The sequence below is a fragment of the Pseudomonas sp. LBUM1644 genome, assembly GCF_059716195.1.
In genome coordinates this window covers 3,520,904-3,540,342 of record NZ_CP166812.1, presented here as the reverse complement: position 1 = coordinate 3,540,342, position 19,439 = coordinate 3,520,904, and the positions used below count along the sequence as shown (strand labels likewise).

Below are 19,439 nucleotides of genomic sequence, written 5' to 3'. Positions count from 1 at the left end.
CAGGGCGGAACTCCGCACCTACTCAGTAAGCTGCACCGCCCACTAAAAACGCCCGGGCGCGATTCGCTCGGGCGTTTTTTTATGTCTTCGCAACAGTAAAAAGGAAATCGCCCGTATGTTGGACGCCAATCTTAAAGCCCAGTTGAAATCGTACCTGGAACGGGTCACTCAGCCGATCGAGATCGTTGCATCCCTCGACGACGGTGCGAAATCCCAGGAAATGCTCGAACTGCTGAAAGACGTTGCCAGTCTTTCCGGCCAAATTACCTTGCTCGATAACGGTGACGATGCACGCAAGCCATCGTTCTCGATCAATCGCCCCGGCGCGGATATCAGCCTGCGTTTCGCCGGCATCCCGATGGGCCACGAATTCACATCCCTGGTGCTGGCGTTGCTGCAAGTCGGCGGCCATCCCTCGAAAGCCAGTGCGGAAGTGATCGAACAGATCCGCTCGATCAAAGGCGAATTCAGCTTCGAGACTTACTTCTCGCTGTCTTGCCAGAACTGCCCGGACGTCGTCCAGGCGCTGAACCTGATGGCGGTGTTGAACCCGAACATCCGTCACGTCGCCATCGACGGCGCGCTGTTCCAGGCCGAAGTCGATGAACGCCAGATCATGGCCGTGCCAAGCATCTACCTGAACGGCGTGAACTTCGGTCAGGGCCGCATGGGCCTTGAAGAAATCCTCGCCAAGATCGACACCAGCGGCATCGAGCGTCAGGCCGAGAAAATCAGCGCCAAAGAAGCCTTTGATGTGCTGGTTGTCGGCGGTGGCCCGGCCGGTGCTTCGGCAGCGATCTACGCCGCTCGTAAAGGCATTCGCACCGGTGTGGCAGCGGAACGTTTTGGTGGGCAGGTGCTGGACACCATGGCCATCGAGAACTTCATCTCCGTGCAGGAAACCGAAGGGCCGAAACTGGCTGTAGCGCTGGAAGAACACGTCAAGCAGTACGACGTGGACATCATGAACCTGCAACGCGCCGACAAACTGGTGCCAGGTAAAAATGGCGAGCTGCACGAGGTTCACTTCGCAAGCGGCGCGACGCTGAAAGGCAGGACCGTGATCCTTGCCACGGGTGCGCGGTGGCGTGAAATGAACGTCCCGGGTGAGCAGCAATACCGCAACAAAGGCGTGGCGTACTGCCCGCACTGCGACGGTCCGCTGTTCAAGGGCAAGCGTGTGGCGGTGATTGGCGGCGGTAACTCCGGCGTCGAGGCGGCCATTGACCTGGCTGGTATCGTCTCCCATGTCACGCTGCTTGAGTTTGATGTACAGCTGCGCGCCGATGCGGTTCTACAGCGTAAATTGCACAGCTTGCCGAACGTCACCGTGATCACCCGTGCGCAAACCACTGAAGTCACCGGCGACGGGCAGAAGGTCAACGGCCTGCGGTACAAGGATCGTCAGTCAGACGAACTGCGCACTGTCGAGCTGGAAGGGATTTTCGTGCAGATCGGTTTGCTGCCAAACACCGACTGGCTCAAAGGCACCATCGAGCTGTCGCCTCGCGGTGAGATCATCGTTGATGCGCGTGGTGAAACGTCGATGCCTGGCGTGTTCGCTGCCGGTGACGTGACGACTGTGCCGTATAAGCAGATCGTGATTGCGGTGGGCGAGGGCGCCAAGGCTTCGCTGAGCGCATTCGATCACTTGATCCGGACCTCGGCCCCGGCATAAAAGCCGACGCTGAAAACACAAAACCCCATGAGTGATCATGGGGTTTTTTTGTGGATCAAAAGATCGCAGCCTGCGGCAGCTCCTACAGGGATTGGTGTAGGAGCTGCCGAAGGCTGCGATCTTTTGATTTTGATTTACAGCGGCGCCGGCTGAATGATTTCAACCCAATAAGCATCCGGGTCCTTGATGAATGCCAGGCTCTTCATGCGGCCGTCGTTCAGGCGTTTCTGGAAATCGCAGCCCAGTGCTTCAAAACGCTCGCACGCCGCACGGATGTCCGGCACCGAAATGCAGATGTGGCCAAAGCCGCGCGGGTCGGTGTTGCCGTTGTGGTAGGCGAAATCCGCGTCGTTCTCGGTGCCGTGGTTATGGGTCAGTTCGAGGATGCCCGGGATCGATTTCATCCACTCGGTGCGCGCTGCGGCGTCGGCCGGGATCTGGTTTTTATCGACCAGCGCCAGGAAGTACAGGCTGAATTCCGCTTCCGGGAAGTCACGTTTTTCCACCAGCGAAAAACCCAGGATGCGCGTGTAGAAATCCAGAGACTTGGTGATGTCCTTGACTCGCAACATGGTGTGGTTGAAGACAAACTTCTGGGTGGCGGTGTCAGGTTGGGCGGTGACACCCGCAAAGGTATTCAATTCGTGCAGGCTCATGGGCCCTCCGGTAATAAGTGGGGCTAACGAATGGCGACAATGATACGCAAGGGCTCTGACATCACCAAACCGAAAGCGTCGGCTATTGCCTGACGGGCGGGCGAGGCTCAGACTTTACCGCTCATCCCGTGAGTGTTCATTGCAATGATTCGATTGTCCGAAGTGCTGCTGGTCCTGACGGGCGTACTTTCAGGTATCACCTGCGCTCACGCAGACGCGCCGATCGTGACGTGGCCAAACGGCTGGGAAGTCGAAGCGGTGCAGGAGGACGGCGCCAGGCCAGAGGTGTCCCGTCAACGTGCAGTGAAAAACAATCAGGCTGGCACGCCAGTCATGGTGATGGAGCTGACCATGACTCAGGTCGAGAGCGGTCATCAGGTGAACCTGCAAGGTGTATTGCTGGAGATGCGCAAGTCGGTGCAGAAGGACTTTTTTCAGGGCGGCTATCAAAGTGTCTGTACCCGGATTCACTCCACGACCTTAAGCCGTTTATCGGCGCTGGAAACTACCTGCACGATTACGCAAAACGGCCGACATGTGTTGTCGCAAACATTGGTCGCAGCGGTGGATGCCGATAAGGCCTATGTTCTTTCGTACGCGGGGCAGGCGGAGGCTTATAAGGCAAGTGAGGAAGAAATAAGCGCTGCTCGTAACAGCTTGAAACTTTAGTAGAGGGTTTGCTGATTTTCAGCACGTTCGGTAATTTTTAGATACCCAAACGGATTAAGCACAAAGTTAGTCGGCAAGTAGCGAATTGATCGGCCCACATCGTTGCATTTAGATGCTATCCATGAAAAAGCCCTGCATTGGCAGGGCTTTTTTGTCACCGCGAGTGCTTAGCCTCGCAGCCAGGAATCAACGGTGGCAGCACCGTATTGTTCCTTCCAGGCTTTCAGGCCACGGTGGTTGCCGCCCTTGGTTTCAATCAGTTCACCGGTGTGCGGATTCTGATAAACCTTGACCACGCGAGCACGGCGGGTTTTAGGCGCTGGGGCATGTTGCAGGCCGGATTTGGCCGGGTTCGGATCGAGAATGGCGACGATGTCACGCAGGCTCTTGCCGTAGGTTTTCATCAGCCCCTGGAGCTTTTCTTCGAATTCGATTTCTTTCTTGAGCCCGGCATCGTTCTTCAGGGATTCCAGCTGTTTTAGCTGCTCTTGAAGGGCCTTTTCAGCTGCACGAAATTCAGCGAGTCTGGACAATATCTTTACTCCAATAGTGTGTTTGGCTGATACCAACCGCAAACAAAGCTATAAGCCAAGAGCCTTGAAGCGACTCGGTGATAATGGCTCACCTGCCAATCTAGCGCAGGCATGAAAAATTGTAGTAGTTAATGCGCAAAGAGTAAATCCTGACTTTTTCTTCATGTAACAAGAGTGGGTTTTTGATTCAAATTGGTGCGTAACCCGTTGTCTTGTCGATTAAAGCCGTTAGTTAATGATGGCTTAATGCTTGAACGAACTCTTCGCCGGGCATCGGGCGCCCAAAAAGATAACCTTGCAGGTAGTTCACGCCATGAGCGGTCAGGTAATCACTCTGCTCTTCGGTTTCCACGCCTTCAGCGACGATCCCCAGGTCGAGCTTGGCGGAGAGTTCGATGATGCTGTCCAGAATATGCCGGGAGAGCGCGTCGGCACCAATCATGGCGACAAAACTCTGATCGATTTTCAGGAAGTCCACGTTGAACTGGCGCAAATAACCCAGACTCGAGTGACCCGTTCCGAAATCGTCGATGGCGATCATCACGCCAAGCTCATGAAGCTGCTCGAACAATTGGTGAGTGATGGCTGTGGGCATGATGAGTTCGCGCTCGGTCAACTCCAGTACCAGGCAGACAGTGCCCGGCGCGAAGGCGTCAAGGAACTCGCGACAGTCCTGGACCAGTTTCAGGTCCTGGCAATGGCTGGCGGTAATGTTGATGCCGATGTGAAACGGCTCGTCGAACGAGGCTGAGACCGGCGCCAGCCATTGCGCGGTTTGTCGCATCAAGGAACGGGTCATCGGCACGATCAGCCCGGAATGTTCGGCAAACGGGATGAACAGGTCGGGACGTACCAGGCCTTCTTTCGGATGGTTCCAGCGCATGAGGACTTCGGTCCCCGACCACTTTTTGCTGTCGCCATGGACCAGCGGTTGAAAGTACGGAATGAACTCGGCGGCTTCCAGTGCACGCTGTAGTTCATGGCTCGGCGACGTCGAGCGCTTCTGCAGGAAATGACCGACAAAAGCGGAAATCACCCCGAAAAAAATCAACAGGCTGAACAGCGGTGGGTATTCACTGCGCATGTAGCGCCAGGTTTCGCCCGCGGGAAAGCCGGCCGCCACGGTGAAGGCATAACGAGCGGAGGTCAGTGTGGTGGGGGCCACCGGGAAGACGGGTAGGGGGCCGTCGTGGAATTTCATATCGGCATTTAACCAATTGGCGCCGACTTGCAGGACCAGCGACGTCCTGCGGCCGATCAGGCGCAGCACGTTACTCAGGTGATAACCGTCCAGCGTGCTGAGCGCGGCCTGTTTTCCTTCGCTGGATCGATACACCAGCAACGCGGAATCGGGCGTCACGGGGTTGCCTTTCATCAACAACAACCGACCCTGGACGTAGGCGTCGGCATTGATTTTTTCCTGAAAGTCGCCGAACAACGAACTGCAATAAGCGGTGTTGTCCCACACCAGGCTGGTCGAGCGCACAAACGGACGGCGTGTGACTTGTTCACGCAAAGCCAGATTGACATCGACGCAACGTTGGCCGGCCAGCGGCATCAATTCACGCGCGGCCTGGGCGGTGTTGTCGAGCATCAAGTCGAACTGGCGCACGGCTTCTTCAGCAGTCTGCCCGGTACTTTGTGAAAGTGTACGTTCAGCCTGCAGGTAAAGAATGGCGAAGCCCAGCACCATCGGGAGCAAGCCGCTCAAAACAGTGAATACAAGCCGGGTACCGCGCTTGCGGGGAGGGTCGGCAGTCAGTGGCATTCGCGAAACCTGTGGCGACGAAATAGGGCTCTCAAATGCTGGCAGGACAACGGCGCGCCTTCCAAAAAGAGTTCAGATACGGGCCATGATAGATGGCGCATGGGATTTATGCCGCTCAGCGGTAAATTCAGCGTGTAAACAAACCCCTTGCGCGACCAGCGGAAAAGGGGATTTGATACAGAAGGCGGACAAATAGATTTACGCTGTGTAGAATCCGGTTACGCATACAATAATAAACGTCTTCTGGCAGCAGAAGCCTCGCCCGCAAGAGCCTTGGGTCGACAATGAAGAGTTTTGGGTTTCAATTGATCTACGGTGACTTCCTCGCCCGCAGCGTGCGGGGCATCTCCTGCGCGCCACCCGCCGGTCTCAGCATTGCTAGCAACTAACATTTGTTAATTTCAGCTGTTAATTCTAAAAGCATGATGAGGCGCCAAAATGGCAGATTTATACGAAAACCCGATGGGCCTGATGGGCTTCGAATTCATTGAATTCGCTTCGCCAACCCCGAACACGCTGGAGCCGATCTTCGAGATCATGGGCTTCACCAAGGTCGCGACCCACCGTTCCAAAGACGTGCACCTGTATCGTCAGGGCCAGATCAACCTGATCCTCAACAACGAACCCAACAGCGTGGCGTCGTACTTCGCCGCCGAGCACGGCCCATCGGTGTGCGGCATGGCGTTCCGCGTCAAGAACGCCCAGCAGGCGTTTGCCCGTGCCCTCGAACTTGGCGCCCAGCCGATTCATATCGAGACCGGCCCGATGGAACTGAACCTGCCGGCGATCAAAGGCATCGGCGGCGCGCCGCTGTACCTGATCGACCGTTTTGGCGAAGGCAGCTCGATCTACGACATCGATTTCGTGTTCATCGAAGGCGTTGACCGTAACCCGGAAGGCGCGGGCCTGAAGATCATCGACCACCTGACTCACAACGTGTATCGCGGTCGCATGGCCTACTGGGCGAACTTCTACGAGAAGCTGTTCAACTTCCGTGAAATCCGTTACTTCGACATCAAGGGCGAATACACCGGCCTGACCTCCAAGGCCATGACCGCACCGGATGGCATGATCCGCATCCCGCTGAACGAAGAATCGTCCAAAGGTGCCGGGCAGATCGAAGAGTTCCTGATGCAGTTCAATGGCGAGGGCATTCAGCATGTGGCCTTCCTCAGCGATAACCTGCTGGACACCTGGGATCGCCTGAAAAAAATCGGCATGCGCTTCATGACCGCGCCGCCGGAGACCTACTACGAAATGCTCGAAGGCCGTTTGCCGAACCACGGCGAGCCGGTGGATCAGTTGCAAGCGCGAGGCATTCTGCTGGACGGTTCGTCCGAGTCGGGCGACAAGCGCCTGCTGTTGCAGATCTTCTCTGAAACCCTGATGGGCCCGGTGTTCTTCGAGTTCATCCAGCGTAAGGGCGACGATGGCTTCGGCGAAGGTAACTTCAAGGCGCTGTTCGAATCCATCGAGCGCGACCAGGTTCGGCGTGGTGTGCTGTCCACCGACTAAACCGTTTTAGATCAAAAGATCGCAGCCTGCGGCAGCTCCTACAGACATCCCATGTAGGAGCTGCCGCAGGCTGCGATCTTTTGCTTTTAAGGACGCCGCTGGCGCACCAGATGCTTGAACCCTTCAAACATCAACACCAGCACCGCCATCCAGATCGGAATGTACGTCAGCCATTCACCGGCCTTGATACTTTCCCCGAGCAACAGTGCAACGCCGAGCAACAGCACCGGCTCGACATAGCTCAACAGCCCGAACAGGCTGAACGGCAGCAAGCGACTGGCGATGATGTAGACCACCAGCGCCGACGCACTGATCACGCCGAGTATCGGGATCAGCAGCGACAACCACGGGTGCTGATCGAACACACTGAAGCCTTGTTCGCCACTCTGGACAAACCAGAACGCCACCGGCAGCGTCAATGCCATGTCCAGCCATAAGCCACCGAGGTTGTCGGTCGCCAGACGTTTGCGCACGACGAAGTAAGTCGGGTAGCCAATGCACACCAGCAACGTTGCCCAGGAAAAACCACCGACCTGATACACCTCATTGATCACGCCCAGGCAGGCGAAAACCACCGCGACCTTTTGCAGGTAGGAGAGGCGTTCGCCATAGGCGATACGCCCGGTGAGGACCATGGTCAGCGGCAGCAGGAAATACCCCAGCGATACCTCGAGGCTGTAGCCGTTGAGCGGCGCCCACATGAACAGCCAGAGTTGCACGGCGAGCAGGGCGGACGAGGCGATCAGGGCGGCAATCAATTTCGGATTGACGCGGACGCGCCGGACAATCTCGACCACACGCTTCCACTCGGCTGACACCACCATGAACACCGTCATGCATGGGACAGTGAGCAGCATCCGCCAGCCGAAAATCTCCACGCCGCTTAATGGGTTGAGCAACGACGTGTAGTAATACATGACGGCAAACAGCACCGAGGCTGTGACCGATAGAGCGATACCTTTAGACAAACTGTCCTCGCGAAGTTGAACGTGAAACGGGGTGCGGAGGATACGTGGTTTTACAGTCGAATATTGTCCGTTCGATCAACAACCCATTAATGTGGGAGCGAGCCTGCTCGCGAAAGCGGTGTGTCAGTCGACATTGATATTGGCTGGCAAACCGCCTTCGCGAGCAAGCCGGCTCCCACAATGGGATCTGAGTCGAAGCATAGTCATCGAATCGACACACAACCCCTGTGGGAGCGGGCTTGCTCGCGAAAGATTTCAAGCCGTACGCGGTTTACGTCCCGACACGAAGTGACTCACATCATTGAACCCCGGCGTCGACGCATGCCCCGGCGTCACCAGCGAATCGATAAACGCCTCATCCTCCGCCGTGATCCGCACCACCTGAGCCTTAGTGTAGGCATCCCACTGCTCTTCGGTACGCGGCCCGACGATGGCCGACGTCACGGCGCCGTTGTTCAGCACCCAGGCAATTGCGAACTCGACGATGCCGACGCCACGCTCCTGGGTGTACTGCTGGATTTTCTGGGCGATGCGCAGGGACTCGACGCGCCATTCGGTTTCCAGAATGCGTTTGTCTGCGCGCCCGGCGCGGCTGTTGGCATCGGGCTTCACATCCGGCGCGTACTTGCCGCTGAGCACACCACGCGCCAGCGGACTGTAAGGCACCACGCCGAGGCCATAGCTGTGCGCGGCGGTGATCTGCTCGGTTTCAGCCTGACGGTTGACGATGTTGTACAGCGGTTGACTGATGACAGGTCGGTCGACGCCCAGCTTGTCAGCCACGCGAATCACCTCGGCGATGCGCCAGCCACGGTAGTTCGACATCCCCCAATAGCGGATTTTGCCCTGGCGAATCAGGTCGCCAATGGCCGACACCGTGACCTCCAGTGGGGTGTTGTGGTCTTCGCGGTGAAGGTAATAAATGTCGACATAGTCAGTGCCGAGGCGCGTCAGGCTGGCGTCGATGCCGTTGAAGATGTGCTTGCGGCTGAGACCGCTGCGGTTCGGCAAGCCGTCCACCGGGCCGAAACCGACCTTGGTGGCGAGCACCCATTCGTGGCGGTTGCCGGCGATCGCTTCGCCGACGATTTCTTCGGAGCGGCCGTTGGTGTAGACGTCCGCGGTGTCGATGAAATTGATGCCCTGGTCCCAGGCCTTGTCGATGATCCGCAGGGAATCCTCGGTGCTGGTCTGTTCGCCGAACATCATGGTGCCGAGGGTCAACGTCGAAACCTGCAAACCCGAATGACCCAACGTGCGGTAGCTCATGACGAAATCCTTTTACCAGTGGGAAAGGCTCAATCAAATACCAGAAACGTCGTGTGTATCAAAATGAATTATCGGCAGCGTTAACGGGGAGGGCAGCAAGCCATTCGGGTGGCACTGGATGCGAGGCATAGAACTCGCGCATTTTACCCATGTCACGCACAAACCAGCTGTTCAGCCATTGACGGTACTGACTTTGGATCGTGTGTTGGTGGATCGGATGATCAAGGCTGTTGACGACGGCATGAGCGGCCATCATCCCGGACATAATTGCCTTGAGGACGCCATGAGAGGTTCCAGGATCAAGCACAGAAGCCGCGTCGCCGGCTATGAAATAACCGGCCCCGGCGCATTGGTGACAGACTCGCCATGTCACATCCGCCCCCCGTGCTTTAGAGCACTCATGCAGGTGCTTGAACAGTGACGGCGGTTGCATTCTCCTCGCCTGTTCACTGTCGAAGTTCAAACGGGTCCAGGTGTACGACTCGGTGCCTATTTTTGCGATCCAGCACCAGCCATCTTTATCCGCGATGATGTTGGGCGCGTCATCACACACCGCAGATTGGCCGCTTGCATAGCCATACATCGCAAGCAGTCGCGGTGAAAAAGCCGGACGTTGCAGTGCCAGTTGCCGAGCGAGCCATCCATTGGCGCCGCTTGCATCGATGAGGCGTGAACACTGGAAAGCACCGTCGTCTGTATCTACGCCAATCACGGTGTTTTCTTGCAGGATGACCTTTTTGGCGTGGCAAGGCCGCACAACGGATACACCGCAGGCTTGGGCTTTACTCAGTAAAAGGTTGTCCAAGGTGCGCCGGGGGATTTGAAAACCTCGCCATGGGTCGCGGGGATCCCCCCCGAAAGCGTTGAAGTGACGCCCAGTCCCCCATTGCACCCAGTTGCCGGTATGTCGAACAAAATCCCCTCGCAATACCTCATCGGCTACACCCAGTTGCTGCAGTAAAGGTTCGATTCCTGGAGGCAGGGTTTCACCGGGTCGATCCCGGCAAAAGGCTGATTGTTCAAGCAGCGCCACCTGTAATCCATGTTGCGCGCAAAGAATGGCGGCGGCGCTGCCGGCAGGGCCGGCCCCAATGATGACCACATCATGCCTACTCAATGTCTTGTGCCTGCCATGAGCCCTGATCGTGCTTGATCAGCAGTGACGTGGGACTGACAAACAGGTCAACCATTTCAAGTATTTGCGCATGACGCTTGGTGAAATCGTCGGCCGGTGTCGTCGTGTTCTCGATGTCATTTCTATAGATTTGATAGCAATGAACAGGCGCTTGCAAAACAGTCCCTGTCGCTGACTCGGCCCGTTCCAGGTCGGCGTCGGAGCGTGTGACTTTCCTGAAAGTGAGCACGGACCACGCCGCTTTTTTCACCCGGTCAGTGGCGCCTAATGACCTGAAAGCGTGGTTTAGGGACACTATTCGAGCCTGATAATCATCGGCTGTTGTTTGTGCAAGGTGGTGCACTGAGAGCAGGCCGGCGAGGGCGTTTTTTGTATAGTCGGTGTGTTCGAACGCCGTGTATTCCACGACCTGTTTACCGTCGCCAACCTCTATCGGTTGCGGGCCGCGGACGCCGTCCCATGACGATGCGTTTGTCTGGCCGCTTTCCTCATTGGTCAACGGAATGATCGGGATCCGGCTGGTAGCGGGTTCGAAGGTCCTTGAGGTGTCCGGTGAAACGGCGGGCCAATAGCCGCCTATGGAAGCGCAAATCCGCACATCTTCAGTAAAGGGGCTGCCCAGCTCATAGGCGCACAACGATTCGGGACGCGGCCCGCCACCCTCAGGGCCACTGATCTCCCAGCCAGGGCTGAGTGAGCCTGCTGCGGCGTCGGATAACCAGGTCTGACGTTGCGCAGGGGCAACTTCACCGGCACCCGCCTGTTCTGCGTTGTCCAAAACATGCGAGACGATGGCCGTGATGCCTTTATCTTCCCTCTGGAAGTGATTACCCGATAAATCGGCGTTGCCGGCGGCGCGTGTGTCTGCCAGAACCCTGAGGGTTTGTCCGAAAAAAGGCGTGCTGAATATCGGGCCGCTCCACTCAAGTAACTGGCGCTGAGTGTAGAGAGGGTAAAAGTCCGGGGCGGCAACCAGCGAATAAGCTACCGCATTGTTCACCACTGCAGTCTCGAGTTGTGGGCAATGCGCGCGAACCCAACCTTCGGCGGTAAAGTCGATAAAGTGCAAGGCTCTGTAGTTGCCCTCTGTAACGATCCGCACCACCTCTGGTTCTGTATTCAGGTCATGGACTGATCCGTCTTCAAGCTGTTTGTAACGTCGATTAATGATATAGCCGCGAAAACCCGGGTTGGGCGGGATCGAAAAAAATACCTTTTTACCGTCATAAGTGGCTTCTTCCACCAGTCGAGCCTTGGGCACCGGGGTTAACAAGCCTTTGCCGTATTCCTCTTCGTTTGCCCATTCAACAAGATCATCGGTGATGACAAACGGTGGTCCGGAAATGACCGGTTCCTGCCAGGCGGGTTCGGGAAACCTGAGGTGAAACTGGCGGAGTTTTTCGTTGATTTGATAACACGTCATGTCCAGCTTCAACTCCAGCCCGGCAATGCATTCAGGGCCCTCAAACAGTTTATGCAAGGGAACCCAGAAATCCTGTTCACTGTCGTTGGCTTGAAAAGGTTGCGGCCCAAATGCACAGGCATCGCCTTTTTTCTGCATCGCGATATAAGGGCAATAACGTGCCGGCGTCACGCAGATCGCTTGCGGGTCCGTTTCGATCCATGGCAAAAAACCACGCCGCGCCGGGTCGTAATTTGCCGGTGCAGTACCGACGCGCGCTATACCTGTGCGGGAGAAACACAGATCGGCATGTTTTCGATGAACCGTGCCCGGTCTCGGCCGGTATTCAGTGGCAAACACCACAATGGCCAGTGTCGTTCCTTCACCGGCCTGCTGTTGGAGATCGCCTAGAGACGGCGGCCGTGCGCCATACACATAATTTAAAACCGTTTCTATTTCGGCCGCGCTCGGGTAAAGCCGCAAGGCCGTGCCATTCGGGGCGGTCACCACATTGGGAGACGCGAGGGCATGGTACAAAAGACTGCGGGACGGATTTCTGGCTTCAATGCCCCGTTGCCCGCTTAAAGAGAAATCCTCGAAGCCTTTAAGGGTTCGATCCACCGACAATGGTTTATTTAATTCCGTCTCTAAAGGACGAGCCTTGATATCGAGCCCGTGCCGTAGCAGCAGCGTGTGCCAATCACTGTCTGCTGCCAGCCGTTCACATACGTGCTCAACGGATTTGATCAAAGTCATGTTGTTCCCCGCGTGCCGTGTATTGATTTACACAAACTCGGGGCTGACTTACAGGTAGGTAAAAGAGCCGATCCGATACATCTTTGTGACGTAATGAATCAGCTTAGATCAGAAAAGTGAACCCACAAGATCCGTAGGTGCTGCCGAAGGCTGCGATCTTTTGTTCTTGCTTTTTAAGATCAAGGTCAAAAGATCGCAGCCTTCGGCAGCTCCTACAGGGTAAAGGCCGGTTTCGTGGAAATGAACAATAATCCTCATGAGCGCTTGTGCAGCGGACCGGCGTTATTGTTCGGGCCTGCTGGCAGCATGAGGGCTTTGGAACTGGAGAATTCGCATGAAAATCGTCATCGCCCCCGATTCGTTCAAGGACAGTCTCAGCGCTCAAGGTGTGGCCGATGCCATTGCCCTCGGATGGGCGGAAGTCTGGCCCGATGCGCAGCTGATCAAGTGCCCGATGGCTGATGGCGGGGAAGGGACCGTCGCGTCGATACTGGCGGCCTGCGGGGGTGAACTGCGTCGCGCCGAGGTTCGCGGGCCACTGGGTTCATCGGTCCATGCCACCTGGGGCTGGTTGCCCGACAGCCACACCGCGATCATCGAAATGGCTGAAGCCAGTGGTTTGCAGTTGGTGCCTGTCGGTCAGCGTGACGCCTGCATCAGCAGCACATTCGGCACCGGTGAACTGATTGGCGCGGCCCTCGATGCCGGGGCGCAGCGGGTGATCCTGGCGATTGGCGGCAGCGCCACCAATGACGGCGGCGCCGGGGCGATGCAAGCCTTGGGCGTGAAACTGCTGGATGCACAAGGCCAGACGCTGGCACCGGGCGGACTCGCACTGGCGCAACTGGCGCGCATCGATTTGCACGACATCGACCCGCGCCTGGCCGACGTGCGTTTCGACATCGCCGCCGACGTCGACAATCCGCTGTGTGGCCCTCACGGCGCCTCGGCGATTTTCGGTCCGCAAAAAGGTGCCTCGCCAGAGCAGGTCGAGCAACTGGATCGCGCTCTCGGACACTTTGCCGATCACTGCGCGCAGGTGTTGAAAAAAGACGCGAGAGACGAACCGGGCAGCGGTGCAGCAGGCGGCCTGGGGTTTGCCGCCAAGGCGTTTCTGGGGGCGCAATTCAAGGCCGGGGTTGAGGTGGTTGCCGAGCTGGTGGGGCTGGCCGAAGCGGTCAAAAATGCCGATCTGGTGATCACCGGCGAAGGGCGATTCGATGCACAAACCCTGCGCGGCAAGACACCGTTTGGCGTGGCGCGCATCGCTCGCGAACACGGCGTACCCGTCATCGTCATCGCCGGCACGCTGGGCGAGGGTTATCAGCGACTGTATGCCCATGGCATCGATGCCGCGTTTGCCCTGGCGAGCGGGCCGATGACGCTGGAACAGGCGTGTGCCGAGGCGCCGCGCTTGTTGCGTGAGCGGGCGACTGACATCGCTCGCGTTTGGCAAATGGCTGCCCGATAAAAAGCAAAAGATCGCAGCCTTCGGCAGCTCCTACACGCGATCCCCTGTAGGAGCTGCCGAAGGCTGCGATCTTTTGATCTTCTACAAACCCCTACTCACGCGGATCAATCTGATCCAGCACCCGGTTCGCCGTGATCTCCGCCAACATGATGCTGTTGGAAATGCCGAGCAGGGCATTGCGGTCTCCGCCCTCCAGATGATCGACCAACTGATGGACCATTACATCGACCGAGGCCAGTGTTTCGACCAGATACACCATCAGGGTTTCGGTCGTGACCTCGGGGTCCACGGTAAACAACGTGCTGGGCGTACGCGGCTTCGCTTTGATATCGGCAGTCGAGGGGAAGTGGTAATCAAGGGCCCGTTCGGCGGCCTCGTTGAGTTTATTTGAATCGGGTTCGTATGGGGAAACCGGATCGGTGTCCGGCGGGTTGGGTGAAGGTTTAATCATATTTCTGTCTCCAAAATGTGGAGCCATCACCCACTTGCGACTAAACGAGAGGGTGGCAGCTGTACGCAGGTTAGTCGACCGGGGAGACACGAAACCGGCGCGCCCGAAGGCGCCCTGCGCACAGCTACCATAAAGAGCAGGCATGAAATGACCTGACTGTCTGGACGCAAATGCGCTTCGTGAAACCACGGGCGACTAAACCCGATCACTGATGAGCAGTGACACGAATCAAGTTACCGGTAGACCCCTAGGCGCACAAGCCGGCGAATTCTGGCGTACGCGTAGGCAACGGCGCAAGGTCTTGTAGCTTGCATGAAGTAATCTGACGCGCTTTTAAACAAGCGCTCGGCGGAGATGTTTAATGAGCGCGCCAACCCTGTTGTAGAGCGCGTTCGACCCTGCACAACCTCGTCCCCACCGCACAGGCAATCCGGGGGTACCTGTCAACTTTGACAGTATCGCGTTTTAAAAAACCGGCGCTCAATTCGCCCAGGTCGTGGGACCGGGCAGAACGACAGGGCGCTGCGCAGTAGTTGAGCCATGCGTTGAACTGCCAGAAAAGTTTTGAAGGTCATGAGCCTGCTGATGACCGAACTAAAACGGATTTGGAGAGATTAAACATGGCAAGCGCATACGAAAAATTGACGGCTGAGCAGGTGCGGGCCAATTACCGTGAGCAATTCTTTACCGCCGATCTAAAGGTCCCCAAAATCGTGGCCGCTCTTGATAGCGACGGTTTGATCCACTCAACCAAGATTAACGCTCCGTTGGACGTCGAAATTCCATTGTGGGATGACCGGCCTCCTGCTGCAGGGCTGGTAAACGTGTTGACGATGGAGTGCCTGCTTTCAAGTTCACCCGAGTGGGTGCGTGTCGGCGCGCCAGAAGATATCCCCGGGCCTGACGGGCTGCCTGATTCAGCCTTTCCTCTAAAAAAGGCGATCCCTCTGGATATTTTCAATAACTATGAAGGCACGTTTCAATTTCGTTATCGTGTAAAGAACTGGAATGGCGCCTCTGAAAGAGACTCTCCAGCGGCCTCAGTGACCATCGACAGAACCGGGCCGAAATGGGTGGATGCAGAACACGCGATGATCGATATCGTTGCAAAGCCCGTGATCACCGATAAAGTTCTAACCGATGATGGTGGGGTCAAATGCGTGATCCCGGATTTTATTGAGGCGAAGAGGGCTGATGTATGGGTTCATGTCGCCTGGCTGAATAGAGTGCCGTTGCCGACGGAAGATATTACTCAGTTTATCGTTTATTCGAAGTTGCTCGGTCCAACCCGCGAGGTGCTGATAGATAAAAATATTGTCACGAACTATGGTTCGATAACCCAATACGCCGTGGCCATCCTGGTAGACAAGGCGGGTATCCGTAGTGAATTGTCGTTACCGGCAACGGTGCAGGTTGCACTGGGAACACTGCCCAGTGCATTGCAGTCCTGCACAGTCCCTTTGGCCGCCGATGGGGTGATTGATCGGGCGGATGCGGTCGTTCCAACCAGGGTACATATCGAGTCGTACACAGGATGTTGCGACGATGATGGCATCGTCGTGAAGTGGGGGACGAAGGAACTCGCCCGGACTTCTGTTGGCGCGCACAAGCCGTTTCCTTTGATGATCACGGTGCCTTGGTCGCATATGTCAAACGAGTACGACTTCAACTCACTCACACATGTGCAACCTGTCGATGTGGACTACACGATACTCAGGGGCGATTACCCCTTTCCTGCGCTCAGCGCCATCACGGTCAATACGGACTTCGCGATCCCCGGGCCGGTTAACCCGGATCCCGACCCGATCAATCCAAGCCTGAATTTAATTGCCTTCGAGAGTTCCGAAGGCAGCAGTACCGAATTGACGCTGGACGATATCGGCGAAGATGCCACCGCGTCTATCGAGTTGTTTGATGACCCCGAAGTCGGCGACACCGTGACGCTTTACTACAATGGCGTTCGCGTTACTTCGGCTTCTAACCCTTATGTTGTTGACGGTACCGAGGCGGCAAACGAGGTCATCGTCATCGACATACTGTGGGCCGATATCGCACTCACTCCGGTGATGGATGACTTGCCGATGCATTACACCCTGACGCGCACGGGCTTCGCCAACCCGCAGGAATCACGTCCCACCACCATCGATGTGCTCGTTGAAATCGTCGATCTCCCTGAACCGGTATTTCCTGTGGCAGATTTTCCAAATGGGATTGCCAATTGCAACAGCCTGAAGCTGAAGGCTGTGGGAGGCGAATGGGGGATCTTCGTACATATTCCTGCATCGACTTTCCTGAAAGAAGACGTAGATGTGAAGTTGGAATGGCAGACCTACGAATACGACGGCACTACGGAAATATCCGGCACCGACCACGAGGAGACTGTGACCGTTTCTGAGGCACAGGAAGCGAACGGTATGGACTGGTTTGTTCCCTACGTTAAATGTCTGAAACCTACCTATAGACCCGCCATTAGTGGTGGGAAGGGCACTGTGAAGTACACCCTCGACGTTCGCGGCACAGATGTGTCATCAGACCCGGTCAGCGTAATCGTTGCCGTATTTGAATCTGACGGCGGCCCGGGTAACGACCACTGCGTTATCCCTAGACCTTGAAGTCATGCAACAACAGCAGCAGGAGGGCGACTCCCTCCTGCCTGTCTTTGAATGTGTTGATACGCAGGATAAGTCCTACAGACACGTCCTGGCGGTCTGAGTAATTTGTCGCCGCGGTACGTAGGGCAAAACCATCAGCCCTGACGAATTCCAGTTCAACGACTTCTTGCGGTGCTAGATGAACGATAAACGAATCTTTGCCTTACATCCTCTTGCGGCCACTCTAAAGTGGATGACGCTCCTGCCCTTGTTGCTGGCCAGCACGCACTCGTGGGCAAAAATTGTTGATGCGGAAACGCTGGCGATCGACGGCAGCGTTGCTCCCGATCAATACCTGCTGCGAAATCAGGCGAGCCTGACGGCCACCGGTGCGACGACCAACGACATCCGGGTTGAATCAAACTCCTCCTTGACCCTGAACGGTTCGACGGTGACTTCGGTTGCCAGCACCATCGGTGTCGAGTTGGTCAATAGCGACGCAACTATCAACGGCAGCACCGTCACCGGTGCCAGAGTCGGCCTGTCAATGGGCTCTCTCGCCGCCTCGCCTGTGGGTTCCAAGGCTACGGTTACGGGCAGCGCCATCACGGGGGGCACTACCGGCATTGAGGTCGGGAGCCTGGGTGATCTGACCCTGACACGAACCGTGGTCACTGGCAGCAGTACCGTCGGGACGGGTATTCAGCTTTCCACTGGCACCGTTTCTGCAAGGGCCAGCACGATCCGCGGCGGCGCCCAAGGGGTGCGTTTTGTACCCGGCGATGCCGGCGCGCCCAGCCGTCTGGTATTGGACAGTACCCTGGTGCAGGGCCAAACCGGCTCGGCGATTGTCGTCAACGACTTTGGCCTGGCGCCGATTCTGGCCACCATCGAAGTCAATAACGGTTCCACCCTGGTGGGTGGCAACGGGCGCATCCTGCAAGTCGATGGCGTCTCGACTGCCAACATGAAGGTCGACAACAGCCACCTGGTGGGTGACGTTGTTGCGGGCTCCGGTGCCACGGCCAATATCACCCTGCAAAATCAATCGACCCTGACCGGCCGGCTGGAAAACGTCAGCCAACTGACCGTCAACAGCGATGCCCGCTGGGTGATGGTCGGTGACGGCAGCGTCGCCAACCTGGCACTCAATGGTGGTGGCGTGCAGTTCGGCAACCCCGGTGAATTCTTCAAGTTGTCGGTGGGCAATCTGTCGGGCAGCGGCGGTACGTTTTACATGCACACCAATTTCGGTCAGGTCGATACCCTCACCGTTACCGGTACCGCCACGGGCAATCACGACGTCAGGATTGATGCCAGTGGTTTCGAGCCGGTGGCTGCCACCTCCCTGCCGGTCATCCACATCGCTGACGGCGACGCGAAGTTTTCATTGCTCGGCGGTCCGGTGGACCTGGGCACGTACTCCTATGACCTGATCCAGCAGGGCAATAACGACTGGTTTTTGAACACCGCATCGCGAGTGATCAGCCCTGGCACGCAGTCGATACTGGCGTTGTTCAATACGGCACCCACTGTCTGGTATGGCGAACTCACGACGCTGCGTAGTCGCATGGGTGAGTTGCGGCTGGACGGCGGCAAGGCCGGTGGCTGGATTCGCGCCTACGGTAACAAGTTTGATGTCAGTACCGGTTCCGGTGTTGACTACCAGCAAACCCAGCAAGGCCTGTCGTTCGGTGCCGATGCACCGTTGCCGGTCGGTGACGGCCAGTGGCTGGGGGGGTTGCTGGGCGGTTACAGCAAGTCCGATCTCAACTTGAGCCACGGCACCAGCGGTACGGTCGACAGTTACTACGTCGGTGCCTACACAACCTGGCTGGATGAACCGAGCGGCTACTACTTTGATGGCGTGCTGAAACTCAACCATTTCGAGAACGAGTCCGATGTACATCTCAGTGACGGCAGCAAAACCAAGGGCCGCTACAACAACAAAGGTGTCGGTGCGTCTCTGGAGTTCGGGCGGCACATCAAGCTGGCCGATGACTACTTTGTCGAGCCGTACACGCAATTGTCGGGTGTCGTGATCCAGGGCCAGAGTTATGAACTGGACAACGGGCTGGCGGCGGACGGTGATCGTACCCGCTCATTGCTCGGCAAACTGGGCGCCACCGCGGGGCGCAACTTCAATCTGGGTGAGGGCAAGGTCGTGCAGCCGTATGTTCGCGCCGCTTATGTGCATGAGTTCGCCAAGAACAATGAAGTCGAAGTTAACAACAATGTGTTTAACAACGACCTGTCGGGCTCCCGTGGCGAGTTGGGTGCCGGGATCGCGATGACCCTGACCGACAAGGTTTCGCTGCACGCTGACATTGATTACAGCAACGGCGACAAGATCGAACAGCCGTGGGGTTTCAACTTCGGTGCTCGCTACAGCTGGTGATCACACCGAAAGCTGATAAGGGGGAGGGCCTTCCTCCGCCGATTTTTTTGACTTTAACGCCTGACTGTTTGTGGCGTGCGTATCAAGCAAAACATGACGCTGTTTTTGTAGGAGACTTCTCTGGCTTTATTCGTCCTACAGTTCGAACGCTAATTTTCTGATTCGATTGATTTTTTACG

Annotated in this window: 14 protein-coding genes; 6 read left to right on the top strand and 8 right to left on the bottom strand. The window is 56.8% G+C overall.

The window, feature by feature from the left end; genetic code table 11:
• Positions 1 to 115 precede the first annotated feature (115 nt).
• Positions 116 to 1,678, top strand: coding sequence for an alkyl hydroperoxide reductase subunit F (ahpF, locus tag ACA052_RS15925; protein ID WP_497645741.1), 1,563 nt, complete (start codon positions 116 to 118; stop codon positions 1,676 to 1,678).
• A 134-nt stretch (positions 1,679 to 1,812) separates the two neighbouring features.
• On the opposite strand, the gene gloA is transcribed toward ahpF, so the two are convergent.
• On the bottom strand, positions 1,813 to 2,334 hold the full coding sequence (gene gloA, locus ACA052_RS15920; RefSeq protein ID WP_497645740.1) for a lactoylglutathione lyase: 522 nt from the start codon (positions 2,332 to 2,334) through the stop codon (positions 1,813 to 1,815).
• Between the two features lie 144 nt (positions 2,335 to 2,478).
• Between gloA and ACA052_RS15915 the strand changes: the two genes are divergently transcribed.
• A complete protein-coding gene (locus ACA052_RS15915; protein ID WP_497645739.1) occupies positions 2,479 to 3,003 on the top strand; it encodes a DUF4946 domain-containing protein in 525 nt (174 codons plus the stop codon).
• A gap of 167 nt (positions 3,004 to 3,170) precedes the next feature.
• Here ACA052_RS15915 and ACA052_RS15910 read toward each other — a convergent pair whose 3' ends face one another.
• Positions 3,171 to 3,536, bottom strand: coding sequence for a histone-like nucleoid-structuring protein, MvaT/MvaU family (locus ACA052_RS15910; protein WP_497645738.1), 366 nt, complete (start codon positions 3,534 to 3,536; stop codon positions 3,171 to 3,173).
• Positions 3,537 to 3,768: 232 nt separating this feature from the next.
• Complete coding sequence (locus ACA052_RS15905; protein WP_497645737.1) at positions 3,769 to 5,304, bottom strand: EAL domain-containing protein; 1,536 nt, start codon at positions 5,302 to 5,304, stop codon at positions 3,769 to 3,771.
• A 438-nt stretch (positions 5,305 to 5,742) separates the two neighbouring features.
• Here ACA052_RS15905 and hppD point away from each other — a divergent pair, with 438 nt between their 5' ends.
• Entirely contained in the window at positions 5,743 to 6,819 is a 1,077-nt protein-coding gene (hppD, locus tag ACA052_RS15900) for a 4-hydroxyphenylpyruvate dioxygenase (RefSeq protein WP_497645735.1), read from the top strand.
• Between the two features lie 86 nt (positions 6,820 to 6,905).
• On the opposite strand, the gene rarD is transcribed toward hppD, so the two are convergent.
• From rarD to ACA052_RS15880, 4 genes are all read right to left on the bottom strand, one after another.
• Positions 6,906 to 7,787: an EamA family transporter RarD gene (rarD, locus tag ACA052_RS15895; RefSeq protein ID WP_497645734.1), complete on the bottom strand. Its 882-nt coding sequence runs from the start codon at positions 7,785 to 7,787 to the stop codon at positions 6,906 to 6,908.
• 255 nt (positions 7,788 to 8,042) lie between these two features.
• Positions 8,043 to 9,056 (bottom strand): aldo/keto reductase, encoded by a 1,014-nt coding sequence (locus tag ACA052_RS15890; RefSeq protein ID WP_497645733.1) that lies wholly within the window; start codon positions 9,054 to 9,056, stop codon positions 8,043 to 8,045.
• A gap of 58 nt (positions 9,057 to 9,114) precedes the next feature.
• Entirely contained in the window at positions 9,115 to 10,158 is a 1,044-nt protein-coding gene (locus tag ACA052_RS15885) for an NAD(P)/FAD-dependent oxidoreductase (RefSeq protein WP_497650336.1), read from the bottom strand.
• A 7-nt stretch (positions 10,159 to 10,165) separates the two neighbouring features.
• Complete coding sequence (locus ACA052_RS15880) at positions 10,166 to 12,349, bottom strand: hypothetical protein (protein WP_497645732.1); 2,184 nt, start codon at positions 12,347 to 12,349, stop codon at positions 10,166 to 10,168.
• 334 nt (positions 12,350 to 12,683) lie between these two features.
• Here ACA052_RS15880 and ACA052_RS15875 point away from each other — a divergent pair, with 334 nt between their 5' ends.
• Complete coding sequence (locus ACA052_RS15875; RefSeq protein WP_497645731.1) at positions 12,684 to 13,820, top strand: glycerate kinase; 1,137 nt, start codon at positions 12,684 to 12,686, stop codon at positions 13,818 to 13,820.
• Between the two features lie 91 nt (positions 13,821 to 13,911).
• Here the strand turns inward: ACA052_RS15875 and ACA052_RS15870 are convergent, their stop codons facing one another.
• A complete protein-coding gene (locus tag ACA052_RS15870) occupies positions 13,912 to 14,271 on the bottom strand; it encodes a DUF6124 family protein (protein ID WP_497645730.1) in 360 nt (119 codons plus the stop codon).
• A 620-nt stretch (positions 14,272 to 14,891) separates the two neighbouring features.
• Between ACA052_RS15870 and ACA052_RS15865 the strand changes: the two genes are divergently transcribed.
• Both ACA052_RS15865 and ACA052_RS15860 read left to right on the top strand, forming a co-directional pair.
• Positions 14,892 to 16,883, top strand: a complete 1,992-nt coding sequence (locus tag ACA052_RS15865) for a hypothetical protein (protein WP_497645729.1) — start codon at positions 14,892 to 14,894, stop codon at positions 16,881 to 16,883.
• A 232-nt stretch (positions 16,884 to 17,115) separates the two neighbouring features.
• Positions 17,116 to 19,260, top strand: a complete 2,145-nt coding sequence (locus ACA052_RS15860; protein WP_497645728.1) for an autotransporter outer membrane beta-barrel domain-containing protein — start codon at positions 17,116 to 17,118, stop codon at positions 19,258 to 19,260.
• Positions 19,261 to 19,439: the final 179 nt, after the last annotated feature.

Excerpts from the sequence above, each read along its gene's own strand:
- ahpF (WP_497645741.1), top strand. The coding sequence starts at position 116 with ATGTTGGACGCCAATCTTAAAGCCCAGTTGAAATCGTACCTGGAACGG.
- gloA (WP_497645740.1), bottom strand. The coding sequence starts at position 2,334 with ATGAGCCTGCACGAATTGAATACCTTTGCGGGTGTCACCGCCCAACCT.
- ACA052_RS15915 (WP_497645739.1), top strand. The coding sequence starts at position 2,479 with ATGATTCGATTGTCCGAAGTGCTGCTGGTCCTGACGGGCGTACTTTCA.
- ACA052_RS15905 (WP_497645737.1), bottom strand. The coding sequence starts at position 5,304 with ATGCCACTGACTGCCGACCCTCCCCGCAAGCGCGGTACCCGGCTTGTA.
- hppD (WP_497645735.1), top strand. The coding sequence starts at position 5,743 with ATGGCAGATTTATACGAAAACCCGATGGGCCTGATGGGCTTCGAATTC.
- ACA052_RS15890 (WP_497645733.1), bottom strand. The coding sequence starts at position 9,056 with ATGAGCTACCGCACGTTGGGTCATTCGGGTTTGCAGGTTTCGACGTTG.
- ACA052_RS15880 (WP_497645732.1), bottom strand. The coding sequence starts at position 12,349 with ATGACTTTGATCAAATCCGTTGAGCACGTATGTGAACGGCTGGCAGCA.
- ACA052_RS15875 (WP_497645731.1), top strand. The coding sequence starts at position 12,684 with ATGAAAATCGTCATCGCCCCCGATTCGTTCAAGGACAGTCTCAGCGCT.
- ACA052_RS15870 (WP_497645730.1), bottom strand. The coding sequence starts at position 14,271 with ATGATTAAACCTTCACCCAACCCGCCGGACACCGATCCGGTTTCCCCA.
- ACA052_RS15865 (WP_497645729.1), top strand. The coding sequence starts at position 14,892 with ATGGCAAGCGCATACGAAAAATTGACGGCTGAGCAGGTGCGGGCCAAT.
- ACA052_RS15860 (WP_497645728.1), top strand. The coding sequence starts at position 17,116 with ATGACGCTCCTGCCCTTGTTGCTGGCCAGCACGCACTCGTGGGCAAAA.